This is a genomic window from Caulobacter sp. CCUG 60055 (assembly GCF_022750545.1).
In the GTDB taxonomy this organism is placed as follows: Bacteria; Pseudomonadota; Alphaproteobacteria; order Caulobacterales; family Caulobacteraceae; genus PUIC01.
The window spans coordinates 202813-216112 of sequence record NZ_PUIC01000008.1; the positions used below are offsets into that span (position 1 = coordinate 202813).

At 72.0% G+C, this 13300-nt stretch carries 10 protein-coding genes; 7 read left to right on the forward strand and 3 right to left on the reverse strand.

Translation table 11 applies throughout. The annotated features are described in order from the left end of the window. The first annotated feature begins 4 nt into the window (after positions 1-4). From C5708_RS13005 to C5708_RS13030, 6 genes are all read left to right on the forward strand, one after another. Positions 5-1408: an ATP-binding protein gene (locus tag C5708_RS13005; RefSeq protein ID WP_242921757.1), complete on the forward strand. Its 1404-nt coding sequence runs from the start codon at positions 5-7 to the stop codon at positions 1406-1408. Then, positions 1398-4319, forward strand: coding sequence for a bifunctional [glutamine synthetase] adenylyltransferase/[glutamine synthetase]-adenylyl-L-tyrosine phosphorylase (locus C5708_RS13010; protein ID WP_242921758.1), 2922 nt, complete (start codon positions 1398-1400; stop codon positions 4317-4319). Before C5708_RS13005 ends, C5708_RS13010 begins: the two co-directional genes overlap by 11 nt. A 94-nt stretch (positions 4320-4413) precedes the next feature. Beyond that, entirely contained in the window at positions 4414-4632 is a 219-nt protein-coding gene (locus C5708_RS13015; RefSeq protein WP_242921759.1) for a hypothetical protein, read from the forward strand. Positions 4633-4689: 57 nt separating this feature from the next. Continuing rightward, complete coding sequence (locus tag C5708_RS13020; RefSeq protein ID WP_278253949.1) at positions 4690-5238, forward strand: RNA polymerase sigma factor; 549 nt, start codon at positions 4690-4692, stop codon at positions 5236-5238. A gap of 16 nt (positions 5239-5254) precedes the next feature. Next, complete coding sequence (locus C5708_RS13025) at positions 5255-5683, forward strand: hypothetical protein (protein ID WP_242921761.1); 429 nt, start codon at positions 5255-5257, stop codon at positions 5681-5683. Further along, the gene (locus tag C5708_RS13030) at positions 5683-6144 is read left to right on the forward strand and encodes a periplasmic heavy metal sensor (protein WP_242921762.1); all 462 of its coding nucleotides are present in this window, start codon (positions 5683-5685) and stop codon (positions 6142-6144) included. Before C5708_RS13025 ends, C5708_RS13030 begins: the two co-directional genes overlap by 1 nt. A 9-nt stretch (positions 6145-6153) precedes the next feature. Here the strand turns inward: C5708_RS13030 and C5708_RS13035 are convergent, their stop codons facing one another. From C5708_RS13035 to C5708_RS13045, 3 genes are all read right to left on the reverse strand, one after another. Then, on the reverse strand, positions 6154-8580 hold the full coding sequence (locus tag C5708_RS13035; protein WP_278253950.1) for a PAS domain-containing sensor histidine kinase: 2427 nt from the start codon (positions 8578-8580) through the stop codon (positions 6154-6156). A 165-nt stretch (positions 8581-8745) separates the two neighbouring features. Then, positions 8746-11337, reverse strand: coding sequence for an aminopeptidase N (gene pepN, locus C5708_RS13040; protein WP_242921763.1), 2592 nt, complete (start codon positions 11335-11337; stop codon positions 8746-8748). Positions 11338-11443: 106 nt separating this feature from the next. Continuing rightward, on the reverse strand, positions 11444-11989 hold the full coding sequence (locus C5708_RS13045) for a hypothetical protein (RefSeq protein ID WP_242921764.1): 546 nt from the start codon (positions 11987-11989) through the stop codon (positions 11444-11446). Between the two features lie 154 nt (positions 11990-12143). Here C5708_RS13045 and C5708_RS13050 point away from each other — a divergent pair, with 154 nt between their 5' ends. Further along, positions 12144-13259 (forward strand): acyl-CoA dehydrogenase family protein, encoded by a 1116-nt coding sequence (locus tag C5708_RS13050; RefSeq protein ID WP_242921765.1) that lies wholly within the window; start codon positions 12144-12146, stop codon positions 13257-13259. Positions 13260-13300 lie beyond the last annotated feature (41 nt).

A 13300-nucleotide genomic window follows, 5' to 3' on the forward strand; every position in this document is an offset into this window, starting at 1 on the left:
CAGGATGCGCCTGCCCGCCATATTCAGAACGACGCCGTTCCGGCTGACCCTGCTGTTTCTGGCGCTGTTCGCCGCGGCGGCGGCGGCGTTCCTGGCCTATATCTACATCGCCACGGCCGGGGAGGTGACGCGCAAGGCCGACCGCGAGGTCACCCGCGAGATGACCTCGCTCCAGGGAGTCTATCGCCAGGGCGGCATGAACGCGCTCAACGCCGCCATGGTCGAACGCGCGGCCGGCGACCGGCCGTTCTTCTATCTCCTGCTCGATAAGGACGGCCGGCGCATCTCCGGCACCATTGAGGAGAGCCCGGTCCGCAACTTCAAGGGCGGCGAACAGTGGGTCGGCTTCCAGGTCACCGAGACCGACATGGACGGCGCCGAGGTCAAGCGGCCGGCGCGCGGCCTGCAGCAGAAGCTGGCCGGCGGCGAGAGCCTGTTCATCGGCGCCGACGTCGGCGCCCAGGAAGCCTATGTCACCAAGATCGTCCGCGCGCTCTGGGGGGCCGGGGCGCTGGTGATCGTGCTCGGCCTCGTCGGCGGGGCGCTGATCAGCCGCAACGTCAACCGCATCATGAGCGGCCTGAACACCACGGTGGCGGCGGTGCAGGCCGGGGATATCGGCGCGCGCGTGCAACTGCGCGGCGCCCATGACGAGTTCGACGACCTCGCCGGCGGGCTCAACGACATGCTCGACCGGCTCGAACGCACCATGGGCGCGTTGCGCCACGCCGGCGACGCCATCGCCCACGACCTGCGCTCGCCGCTGACCCGGCTGCGGACGCGGCTGGAGGTGGCGCTGCTCGACGTCGAGGCCGGCAAGGGCGACCCGACCCGCGCGCTGGAGCAGGCCCTCCAGGACGCCGACGGCGTGCTCAAGACCTTCAACGCCGTGCTGGCCATCGCCCGGCTGCAAGCCGCGCGCAACGCTCCCGACCAGATCAATTTCGACCCGGGCGAGCTGGCGGCCGGGGTCTCCGAACTGTACGAGCCGCTGTGCGAGGACAAGGGCGTCGAGTTCAAGGCCGAGCTGACGCCGGGACTGATCGCGCGGGGCAATCGCGAGTTCATCGCCCAGGCCCTGGCCAACATCCTCGACAACGCGGTCAAGTACACCCCCGAAGGCGGGGCGGTGATGCTGCGCGTGCGGCGGCGCTCGTCCGGCGAGATCGAGTTCTCGGTCACCGACACCGGACCCGGCGTGCCGGACGAGGACCGCGAGCGGGTCGTCCAGCGGTTCGTCCGCCTGGAGAACAGCCGCAGCCAGCCGGGGGTCGGCCTGGGCCTGTCGCTGGTCTCGGCCGTCGCCGAGGCGCACGGCGGGCGGCTGGAGCTGAGCGAGGGGCCGGGCAAGGTCGGCGAGATGGGGCCGGGCCTGCGGGTGGCCTTCGTCCTGCCGCGTGTCGGTTGAGGAGCGGGCGGTGTCCCTGAGCGAGCGAGCCGTCCCCTGCGGTCCCGTTCTCGACGCGGCGGCGGCCGAGCGGGCCCGCGAACAGATCGCCAAGGCGGCGGCGCGGGACGGCTGGTCCGACCTGCTGGCCAAAGGCTGGCCGGCCCTGGCGCCGGTGTTCTCGGCGGCCCCGTACCTGGCGGCGCTCGCCCGCCGCTCTCCCGAGCGGCTGCGGCGGACCCTGGGCGAGGACCCCGATGTCCGCCTGGCGGCCATCCTCGCCGAGGCCGGCGCAGTCGAGGCCTCGGAGGCCGACCCGGAGGCCGGCGGCGCGCGCCTGCGCGAGCTCAAGGCAGACGCCCACCTGGCCATCGCCCTGGCCGACCTCGGCGGCGTCTGGACGCTGGATCAGGTCACGGACGCGCTCAGCCGGTTCGCCGACGCCGCCCTGCGCGCCGCCCTGGCGCTGGCGGCGAGGGCCGAGGTCGCCCGCGGCCGCCTGCTCGCGAGCGATCCGGCGGCGGCGGCCGGGCCGGTTCCCGGCTTCTTCTTGCTGGCCATGGGCAAGCACGGCGCCTTCGAGCTGAACTATTCCAGCGACATCGACATCTCGGTGTTCTACGAGCCGTCCGCCCTGCCGCTGGCCGAGGGCGTCGAGCCGCAGGGGTTCGCCGTCCGTCTGGCCCAGGCGGTTTCGCGGCTGATGCAGGACCGCACCCCCGAAGGGTACGTCTTCCGCGTCGACCTGCGCCTGCGGCCCGATCCGTCGTCGACGCCGCCGGCCGTGCCGGTGGCGGCCGCCCTCGACTATTACGAGACCGTCGGCCAGAACTGGGAGCGGGCGGCCTTCATCAAGGCGCGGGCCTGCGCCGGCGACCTGCCGCGCGCCGAGGCGTTCCTGCGCGAGCTGCAGCCGTTCATCTGGCGCAAGAACCTCGATTTCGCCGCCATCGCCGACATCCATTCGATCAAGCGGCAGATCCACACCTACAAGGTCGACGACCGGCTGCAGGCCAAGGGCGCGGACCTCAAGCTGGGGCGCGGCGGCATCCGCGAGATCGAGTTCTACGTCCAGACCCAGCAGTTGATCCTCGGCGGGCGCAACCCGGCCCTGCGCGCCGGACGCACCCTGGCGGCGCTGGCGGCGCTGACCGAGGCGGGGCACGTGACGCCCGAGGCCTGCGCCGAGCTGACCGAGGCCTATGCCGACCTGCGGGCGCTGGAGCACCGGGTGCAGATGGTCGCCGACGAGCAAACCCACAAGCTGCCCGAATCCGACGCCGAGCGGCGGCGACCGGCGGCGCTGTGGGGCCACGACGACCTGCGGCGGTTCGACGCCGCCGTCAAACGCATCCTCAAGGGCGTCAACGCCCGCTACGGCGAGCTGTTCTCGGAGGACGAGGACCTGTCCTCGCGCTTCGGCAGCCTCGTCTTCACCGGGGTCGAGGACGATCCCGAGACCCTGGCCACCCTGAAGCGGATGGGATTCTCCAATCCCGCGCAGGTCTCGTCGACCATCCGTTCCTGGCATCATGGCCACATCAGCGCCACCCGGACCGAGCGGGGCCGCGAGCTGTTCACCCGCCTGGCCCCCCGGCTGCTGGAGGCGGCCAACGCCACCGGGGCTCCCAACGAGGCCTTCCTGCGGTTCGCGGATTTCTTCTCCCGGCTGTCGTCCGGCGTGCAGATCCAGTCGCTGTTCCTGGCCCAGCCGAGGCTGTTCGGCCTGATCGTCGAGGTGATGGCCTTCGCGCCCAATCTCGCCGCCACCCTGGCGCGACGGCCGGCGGCGCTCGACGCCATGCTCGACAGCCGCTTCTTCGCCGCCGTCGAGCCGGGCGAGCTGGCGGAGGCGGTGACCGAGGCGGTCCGGCGGGCCGACGGCTTCGAGGCGGCGATGGACGCGGCGCGGCGCGCCCAGCGCGAACAGGCCTTCCGCGTCGGCGTGCAAGTGATGAGCGGAGCCGCCGCCGCCGCCCAGGCGGGGCCGGCCTTCGCCGATCTCGCCGACGCCTGCATCGAAGCCTTGGCCCCGGCCGCCCTGGCCGAGGTCGAACGGCTGGGCGGGGCCTTCCCCGGCGAGGTCGCCGTCGTCGCCCTGGGCAAGTGCGGCTCGCGCGAGATGACGGCGCGCTCCGACCTCGACCTGATGACCTTCTATCGCGCCGCCGACCCGGCCGCCGCCTCGGCCGGCAAGGGGTGGGCGGCCGAGACCTTCTACGGGCGTTTCACCCAGCGGCTGGTCGCGGCCCTGTCGGCGCCGACCGGGGAGGGCGGCCTCTACGAGGTCGACCTGCAGCTGCGCCCGTCCGGCACCAAGGGGCCGGTGGCGGTCAGCGCCGCCGCCTTCGCCGACTACTACGCCCGCGAGGCCGAGACCTGGGAGCTGCTGGCCCTGACGCGGGGACGGGTGGCCTGGGCCACCAGCCCGGCCTTCGCCGCCGAGGCGGCCTCGGCGCTGGAGGCGGCCCTGCGTCGCCCGCGCGACGCCGCCCGCGCCGCCCGTGACGTGCGCGACATGCGCGCCCTGATGACCGAGGAGCGCCCGGCCAAGGGATTCTGGGACCTGAAGCTGTCGCCCGGCGGCTTGGTCGACATCGAATTCGCCGCCCAGCATCTCCAGATCGTGCACGCTTCGCGGGGCGGCCCGTTGCGCGCCCATACCGGCGAGGCGCTGCGGGCCCTGGCCGAGGCTGGATTGGCCGACGCTCGCGCCGTCGAGACGCTGGAGACCGCCTGGCGGCTGCAGCAGGACCTGTCGCAGGTGCTCAAGGTGGCCCTGGACGACGACGTCGACCCGGCCGAGGAGCCGCGCGCCTTCAAGGCTTTGCTGGCCCGGGCGGGACAGGCGCGCGACTTCCGCGCCCTGCAGGCGAAACTGCGCGGCGCGCGGGCCGAGGCGGCGACGGCTGCGGCGATGTTGATTCGCTGAGCGTCCGACAGGCGACGGAACGAGCCGCCTCCGCCGTTGAACGACCGGAACCTGCGGCGAGCCGAAGCGTCGGCGCGCTCGGAAGGAGACGCCGATGCTCGAGACCTTTCTGATGGCGGCTGGCGCGCTGGGCGTGGCGGGCGTCGGCGCCATGGCCGCCCACGCCGCGCCGCTGGGTCCGGCGCCGGCCGGCCTTACCCTGGCGCAGTTCCAGAAGGCGCAGGCCGACCGCCTGATGCGCGCCGACACCGACCATGACGGCGTGCTGACCGAAGACGAAAGGCGAGCCGCCCAGTCGCGACCTGGCGGCTGACGGATGCGGTTCGATCTGATCCAATGACGCGCGGGGTCGATCAGGGCGAGGTGGCGGTTGGCAGGCGGCGACGCCGATCCGGACGGAGAATTGGTCGAACGGGTCGGGCGTGGCGACCCGGCGGCGGTGCGCGCCCTGATCGCCCGCAAGCTGCCGCGCATGGTGGCCCTGGCGGTCCGCATGCTGGGCGACGGAGCGGAGGCCGAGGACGTGGCGCAGGAAGTGTTCCTGCGGGCTTGGCGACAGGCGCCCAAGTGGCGGCCGGGCGCGGCCCGGTTCGACACCTGGATGCATCGGGTGGCGATGAACCTCTGCTACGACCGGCTGAGGCGACGACGCGAACAGCCGACGGCCGAGCCGCCGGAGCAGGTCGATCCCGGCGCGCCGCCCGATCGTGGGTTGATGGCGCTGGACGTCGGGCGGCGGGTCGAGGCCGCCGTACGGGCGCTGCCCGACCGGCAGCGCGAGGCCATAGTGCTGTGCCACTATCAAGAGTTGGGCAATATAGAGGCTGCGGATGTCCTGGGGATCAGCGTCGAGGCTTTGGAGAGCCTGTTGGCGCGCGGACGCCGGACGCTGCGTTCGCGGCTGGGCGACCTGAGATGATGCGAAGGGAACGACTGTGAACGCGGAACGTTTTCGCGGCCTGGCCGAGGCCTGGGGCGGCGATCTCGATCGCTGGCCGGCGGCCGAGCGAGACCAGGCCAGGGCGTTCCTGGCCGTGTCGCCGGACGCCGCCCAGGCTCTGGCCGAGGCGCGGGGCCTGGACGCGGCGCTGGACGCCTGGCGCTCGCCCGAGGCCTCTGCGGCTCTGCGCGAGCGGATCATCGCGTCCGCGCCCGCCCCTCGCAGGCGGTCCCCATGGGTCTGGGCGAGCCCCTGGCTGCGTGGAGCCGGCCTGGCCGCGGCCTGCGCCGCCGGCGTGATGGCCGGGGCCGCCCTGTCCGGCCGCGCCGCGCCCGATCCGGCCGGCGAGGCGTTGATCGCGGTGGCCACCGTGTTCCAGGGGGCGCCGAGCCCCGGCGTCGGCCTTGAGCCCGAGGAAAGCTGATGAACGGGCGCGGCCTCCAGATCGCCCTGGCGATCTCGCTGATCTTCAACGTGTTCGTGGTCGGCGCCTTCGTGGGGGCCGGAGCCATGCAGCTGCGGGCCGAGCGCCAGAAGGCCCAGGCCAAGCAGCCCAGCGCCCTGGTCAAGGCGGGCGACGCCCTCAACGAGAAGGATCGCGAGGCCTATCGCGACATGCTCAAGGAAGAGGGGATCAAGGTCCACCCGATCACCGCCGCCGCCAAGCAGGCGCGCAACGCCGCCGCCGACGAGTTCGCCAAGCCGCAGTTCGATCCGGCCGCGGCCAACGCCCTGCTCGGCCGGGCCCGCGACGCCGACGTCGCCGCGCGGGGGCAGCTTGAGACCGCCGTCGTCGCCTACGCCGCCGGCCTCCCGCCCGACGAGCGGGCGGCGCTGGGCGAAGGGCTGCGCCGCCCGCCCCCTAAGAAACAGAATAACCGCTGACCTGGCGGCTCAGGCCGCGACGTAGGCCGAGCCCAGTGACCCGGGGCGGCGCACCGGCAGGATGACGCTGACCGTGGTGCCCACGCCCGGCTCGCTCTCCAGCGTCAGCCTGCCGTCGTGCATCTCGACCAGCGACTTGGTCAGGGCGAGGCCGAGGCCGGTGCCCTGCTGGGTCTTGGCGTGCTGGTTCTCGATCTGCTCGAACGGCCTGGCCAGGCGCTTCAGGTCTTCCTTGGCGATGCCGATGCCGGTGTCGGCTACCGAGATGCGCATCTGCTCGCCCGAGGCGGCGGGTTCGGTGCTGGCGCTGATGGTCACCCGCCCGCCGCGCGGCGTGAACTTCAGGGCGTTCGACAACAGGTTCAGCAGCACCTGCTTGAGCGCGCGGTAGTCGGCCTCGATCAGGGGCAGGGGCGGCAGGTCGACGATCAGGCGCAGGCCGGCCGTCTCGGCCCGGTTGCGCATCAGCCGGACCGTGTCCTCGACCACCTCGTCGAGATGGAGCGGCTCCAGCTTGAGGTTCATCTTGCCCGCCTCGATCTTGGACATGTCGAGGATGTCGTTGATGAGGGCGAGCAGATGCTGGCCCGAGCTCAAGATGTCGCGCGAATACTCCTTGTAGCGGTCGTCGCCCAGCGGGCCGAACATCTCGTGGACCATGATCTCCGAGAAGCCGTTGATGGCGTTCAGCGGCGTGCGCAGCTCGTGGCTCATATTGGCCAGGAACTCGCTCTTGGCCTTGTTGGCCCCCTCGGCGCGGATCTTCTCGCTCTCGTATTTGCGGGCGAGCTCGGCCAGCTGCGCCTGGCTGCTCTCCAGGCTGTCGACGGCGCGTTGCAGCGCCTCCTCGTTGAGACGACGGGCCTCTTCCTGGTTCTTGATGGCGGTGATGTCGGCGGCGGTCATCACCAGCCCGCCCTCGGCGGTGCGGCGCTCGGAGATCTGCACCCAGCGTCCGTCGTTCAACTCGGCCTCGCGCACGCCCGGCCGGCCGTCGGGCGCGGGCAGCTCCTGCTTCACCGCCAGGGCGGCGATGCTGATCACGCTGTCGCGCGGCGTGCCGGGCTTGAGGACGCGCGGCTCGATCGAGAAGAACTCCCGGTAGTTGCGGTTGCACATCAGCAGGCGGCCGGCGCGGTCCCACAGCACGAACGCTTCCGAGGTGGAATCGATGGCGTCGCGCAGCCGGGTCTCGGCCGCCTGGGCCCGCGCCTGGGCGATGCGCTCCTCGGTGACGTCCAGCGCCACCCCGACGATGCGGCCGTAGTCGCCCGACGCCGGATCGGTGTCGAACGCCTGGCCGCGGGCGTCGATCCAGGCCGAGCGGCCGTTGCGGTTGGGCACCCGGAACGAGACGTCGAAGGCGCCGTAGGCCGCCGCCGAGGTCAGGGCCTGGCGCACGCGGTCGCGATGGTCGGCGGCCACGCGTTCGAGCACCTCGCGCCCGGAGACGACGCCGCCGCCGCCCCATCCGAGGATGGCGCCGGTGACGTCGGACATGAACACGCGGTCTTCGTGCAGGTCCCATTCCCAGATGCCGCACCGCGCGGCCTCGACCGCTATGCGGAAGCGCTTTTCGCTGACGCTGGCGGCCTGCTGGACCTGCTTGGCCTTGCGCCCTTGGAGCAGCAGCAGGACGATGAGGGCGACGCCGATGGCCAGCGGCGCGACCAGCGACACCAGGTCGTCGGTGGAGATCGCCCGCCGGCCCGCCGGCCCGCCGGTCTTGACGGCGGCCACGATCAGCAGCGCGCCGCCGGCGACCGGCTTCATCGCCACCCGCGCCGCCGCACCGGACGGCAAGACCCCGGCGGCGGCGCCGGACTTGAAATCGGTAGGATTGACGGAGAAGGCCTCGGCCAGGGAGCCGGCCTTGGCGACGCCGCCGGTCGCGGCCAGGATCTTGCCGGCCGGCGTCGTCACCGCCACCGCCTCGGCGACGTCGTCCAGGCTTTTCTGGAGGCGCAGGGCCGCGACGGCCCAGGCGCGCTCGCGGCCCGCCGGGGCGGCCAGCACCGCATAGATCCGTCCCGCGCCGTCGCCCTCGACCGGCCCGACCCAGAAGCTTTCACCGGAGCGGGCGGCGGCCTGGGCGGCCCGCACCAGGGTGGGCGAGGGGCGTCCGGCCGAGGCCTTCAGGCCGTCCGCGCCGACCAGGCCCAGGGCGTCGGCTGCGCCGTCGGCGGCCTTGAGGCCGGTCTCGGCGGCGTCGAGCGGGCGGTCGGGGTTGCGGCCGGCGACCTCGACGGCGGCCGTCAGCGCGGCGCGGGTGGCGGCGAACTCCCCGTCCAGCCGCGCCGCCGTCAGGGCGGCGGCGGAAGCCGCCGCCTCGGGGCCGGCGGCCGGCGGCCGCTGCAGGCGGATGGCGGCGAAGGCGGTGTAGACGGCCAGCATCAGCAGGGCGGCGAGCAGGGCGACCCGGATGTGGGCCGGCATGGCGGCCGCGGTCGCTCCGCGAGCCTCCTTCCTGCTGTCGCCCCCAACGCGCGCCAAAACGTCGTCCTCGCCCCGAATCCCGATTAACCAGCTTAGGCGGCGCCTTAGATTCGAGTCACGGCCGTAACGGCGCAAAACAGCGTGGCGGCGCTGGAAATCTAAGGGTCAGGCCAGGGCTTTCGACGCCAGTTCGAGGACGTTCTTCGACAGGCCCGGCGCGGCGGCGATCCGCTCCAGCTCGGCGCGCATGGCCTGGCCCAGGGCCGGCGCGTAGCGTCGCCAGCCGCCCAGCGGCTCGACCAGCCGGGCGGCGGTCATCGGATTGAAGGCGTCCACGGCCAGGATCTGGTCGGCCAGGAAGCGGTAGCCCGCCCCGCTGGGGTCGTGGAAGCGGGCGGGGTTGCCGTTGGCGAAGGTCTGCACCAGGGCGCGCATGCGGTTCGGGGTCTTGAGGTCGAAGGCGGGGTGGGCGGTGAGGCCGAGCACCCGGCCGAGCGCCAGGTCGGACGGATCGCGCGCCTGGATCGCGAACCACTTGTCGATCACCAGCGGTTCGTCCTTCCAGCGGGCGTAGAACGCCGCCAGCGCCTGTTCGAAGGCCGGGCCGCCGATCTGCGACAGCGCGGTCAGCCCGCCCATGGCGTCGGTCATGTTGGCCGCGCCTTCGAAGTGCGCGACGGTCAGGGCGACGTTGTCGGCGTGGGGATCGCAGGCCAGGGCCTCGAGCGCGCCGTTGCGCAGGGCGCGGCGGCCGGCGCTGGCGGCGTCGGGCGAGAAGGGGGCGGCGTCCCGCATGTCGGCGTGCAGGCGGCGCAGCCGGTCGCCGAGATGGGCGGCGATGCGCAGGCGCAAGGCCTGGCGCGCCGCGTGGATGGCGTGCGGATCGGCCGGCGTGCTGGCCATGGCCAGGTCCTGCTCGCCGGGCAGGGATAGCAGCAGCGCCTTGAACGCCGGTTCGGCCGCCTGGTCGTCAAGGGCGCGGCCGAGGGCTTCGGCGAAGCGTTCCTCGCCGACTTCGTCGGCGTGGCCGGCGGCGCGGGCCAGGATCAGCTCCCGCGCCAGCTCCTGGCCGGCCTCCCAGCGGTTGAACAGGTCGACGTCGGCGGCGAGCAGCACGTAGCGGTGGCGGGACGGGGCGTCGACGGCCAACTGCACCGGCGCGGAGAAGCCGCGCAGCGCAGACAGCACCGGGCGACGGGGCACGCCCTCGATCCGCACCCGGCGTTCGGCCTCGGCCAGCAGGACGACCTCGGTGTCCTTGAGGACCCGGCCGTCCTCGTCGAGCAGGCCCAGGGCCACCGGCGTCACCAGCGCCGCCTTGATCGCCTGGCCGGGCGTGGGAGCGGTCTTCTGGGTGAGCAGCACGTCGAGCGCCGCGCCGGCCTCGTCCCACTCGGCCGAGATCGACACCTCGGGGGTGCCGGCCTGCTCGTACCAGCGGAAGAAGTCGCCGAGATCGGCGCCCGAGGCCTCGGCGAAGCAGGCGATGAAGGCCTCGACCGTGGCGGCCTGGCCGTCCCAGCGGTCGAAATAGAGGTCCATGCCGCGCCGGAAGTCCGCCTCGCCCAGCAGCAGCTTGAGCATGCGGATGACCTCGGCGCCCTTCTCGTAGACGGTCGCCGTGTAGAAGTTGTCGATCTTCATATAGCTGGACGGCCGCACTGGATGGGCGAGGGGGCCGGCGTCCTCGGGGAACTGCCGCGCGCGCAGCGCCTTGACGTCCTTGATCCGTTGCACCGCCTCGCCGCGCATGTCGGCCGAGAAGCTCTGGTCGCGGAAGACGGTCAGGCCCTCCTTGAGGCACAGCTGGAACCAGTCTCGGCAAGTGATGCGGTCGCCGGTCCAGTTGTGGAAATACTCGTGGGCGACGACGCTCTCGATGCGCTCATAGTCGAGGTCGGTGGCGGTTTCGGCGTCGGCGAGCAGCAGGGAGCTGTTGAAGATGTTCAGCCCCTTGTTCTCCATCGCGCCGAAATTGAAATCGCGCACGGCGACGATCATGAACAGGTCGAGATCGTATTCCCGGCCAAAGGCTTGTTCGTCCCACTTCATGGAGCGCTTGAGGGCGTCCATGGCGTAGGCGGCCCGGGGCGCCTGGCCAGGATCGACATAGATCCGCAGCGCGACCTCGCGCCCGGACAGGGTGACGAAGCTGTCGGCCAGTTCGTCCAGCTCGCCGGCGACCAGGGCGAACAGATAGCAGGGCTTGGGGAAGGGGTCGTTCCAGACCGCGTAGCGGCGGCCGTCGGCGGTCTCGCCGCTTTCGATCAGGTTGCCGTTGGACAGCAGGCGCGGATAGGCCGCGTCGGCCTCGATCCGGACGGTGTACCGGGCCAGCACGTCCGGCCGGTCGGGGAAGTAGGTGATCTTGCGGAAGCCCTCGGCCTCGCACTGGGTGCAGAAGCGGCCGCCGGACATGTAGAGGCCTTCCAGGGCCTTGTTGCCCTCAGGATCGATCTCGACCTCGGTGACCAGGACGAAGGCGTCGGGGACGGCGGCGATGGTCAGGGTCTCGGGGGCGACCTCGTATTCGGCGGGCGACAGGGCGCGGCCGTCGATCTCGATCCCGAGCAGCGACAGGCGCACGCCGTCGAGCGTCAGCGGCTGATCGTGGACGCCGTTGCGCCGCACCGACAGGCGGGCCCGAACCCGCGTCGCCGTCGGCTCCAGCCGGAACTCCAGCGCCGCCTCGTCGATCAGGAACGCGGGCGGGCGATAGTCGGAAAGGCGGACGGGTTCGGGCGTGTCGGTGCGCATGCTCCGGATGTAGCGCCGCCGCGTCGCGGTGTCATCTCGAGGCGGCGTCTTCTTTTTCAGCCCCCGAGCGGCCTCGCCCGTTCGCCGCCGACCCGGGCCGCGGCGCTCATTGGGCCGCCGGCGCCGGGACCTCGGCGAGGTAGCGCAGCACCGTCTGGGCGCGCCGCGCCAGGGCCAGGATGTCGCCAGGGGCGTCCTCGGGCGCCTCGGCGACGAGGTCGTTGAGGTCCTGGGCCAGTTTCAGCAACCTCGGGGCGCTGGCGATCAGCCGGGCCTGGAACTCGATCTTGCGCGGGTCGCGGTCGTATTCGGCCCCCGGCGTGCGCCAGCCGCCCCAGTCGTTGGGGTCTGTCACCACCACCGGATAGGTGCCGGGATAGGGGTGATGAGCGCAGTCCTCCTGGGTCTGCCACTTGTTGCGGGCGCGCAGCAACCGCCAGTCGCCGAGGTCGGCGTCGCCGCCGTCCTCGCCCTTGTCCTCGGCCCGCAGTTCGTTGGCCAGGAACTCGCGGCCGAGGCCGACGTCGTAGGTGATCCGCACCGGCTCGTCGAAGCCCTTGGCCCAGACCGGGACGATCTTCTCGACCACCGCCCAGGCGCCGACGCTCTCGACCCAGACCTTCTGGTTGCGGTGAAACTGAGCCTTGGCCATGCGCACGCCCCCAAACCGTTGTTCGCAACCTTCGCTTATCGCCCGGAATCGTTGACGCCAGGTCAATCTTTTCCTGTGCGCACAAGTGGTTATGCTCGTCGCCTACAAAGACGACGCGCCGCCTGGGCGCGCATGCCGGGAGGGCGTTTGGGCCGTGAACTTCGACTATTCCGACGACCAGAAATTCCTCAAGAACGAAGCGCGCAAGTTCTTGGAGGCGAACTGCGGGCCTGCGGTGGTCCGCGGCGTGATGGACAACGCCGACCGTTCCTATGACGAGGGCCTGTGGAAGGCCGTGGCCGCTCAGGGCTGGCTGGGCGCGGCCATTCCCGAGGACTTCGGCGGCCTGGGGCTCGGCCATGTCGAGCTTTGCGCCATCGCCGAGGAGTTGGGCCGCGTCGTCGCCCCGATCCCGTTCGCCTCGACCGTCTATTTCCTCGCCGAGGCGCTGCTGCTGGCCGGCGACGACAAGCAGAAGGGCGAGCTGCTGCCCAAGATCGCCGCCGGCGAACTGATCGGCGCCTTCGCCACCTCCGAAGGTCCCGGCCCGGTCACGCCCGCTTCGGTCAAGGCCAAGGTCGAGGGCGGCAAGCTGACCGGCGTCAAGATCCCGGTCACCGACGGCGACATCGCCGACGTGGCGCTGGTCCTGGCCAACGAGGGCGGCAAGCCCGGCCTGTTCCTGGTCGACCTCAAGGGCGCGGGCGTCCAGAGCGAGACCCTCAAGACCCTCGATCCGGCCCGCGGCGCGGCCAGGCTGACCTTCAGCGGCGCTTCGGCGACCCGCGTCGGCGCGGCGGGCGAGGGCTTCGCCTTGGTCGAGCAGGTGATGGACCGTGCGGCGGTGCTGCTGGCCTTCGAACAGGTCGGCGGCGCCGACCGCTGCCTGGAGATGGCCAAGGCTTACGCTCTTGAACGCTACGCCTTCGGCCGCGTCATCGCCGGCTATCAGGCGATCAAGCACAAGCTGGCCGACATCTACGTCAAGAACGAGGTCGCCCGCTCCAACGCCTATTACGGCGCCTGGGCGCTCAACACCGGCGCGGCCGAACTGCCCATCGCCGCCTCGGCGGCGCGGGTGGCGGCGTCGGAAGCCTTCTGGTTCGCCGCGAAGGAGAACATCCAGACCCACGGCGGCATGGGCTTCACCTGGGACGTCGATTGTCACCTCTATTATCGCCGCTCGCGACAGCTTTCCCTGGTCGCCGGCGCGCCCAAGGTCTGGAAGGAACGCCTGGTTCAGCAGCTGGAGCGCCGCAACGCGGCCTGACCGCCGCGCCGCGCACCGCTCAACGACATTCGAGGAAACGA

What these genes read in the sequence shown, in the direction of transcription:
- pepN (WP_242921763.1), bottom strand. Translation starts at nt 11,337, where the DNA reads ATGCGCACCGACACGCCCGAACCCGTCCGCCTTTCCGACTATCGCCCG.
- C5708_RS13005 (WP_242921757.1), top strand. Translation starts at nt 5, where the DNA reads ATGCGCCTGCCCGCCATATTCAGAACGACGCCGTTCCGGCTGACCCTG.
- C5708_RS13030 (WP_242921762.1), top strand. Translation starts at nt 5,683, where the DNA reads ATGAACGGGCGCGGCCTCCAGATCGCCCTGGCGATCTCGCTGATCTTC.
- C5708_RS13015 (WP_242921759.1), top strand. Translation starts at nt 4,414, where the DNA reads ATGCTCGAGACCTTTCTGATGGCGGCTGGCGCGCTGGGCGTGGCGGGC.
- C5708_RS13035 (WP_278253950.1), bottom strand. Translation starts at nt 8,580, where the DNA reads ATGCCGGCCCACATCCGGGTCGCCCTGCTCGCCGCCCTGCTGATGCTG.
- C5708_RS13045 (WP_242921764.1), bottom strand. Translation starts at nt 11,989, where the DNA reads ATGGCCAAGGCTCAGTTTCACCGCAACCAGAAGGTCTGGGTCGAGAGC.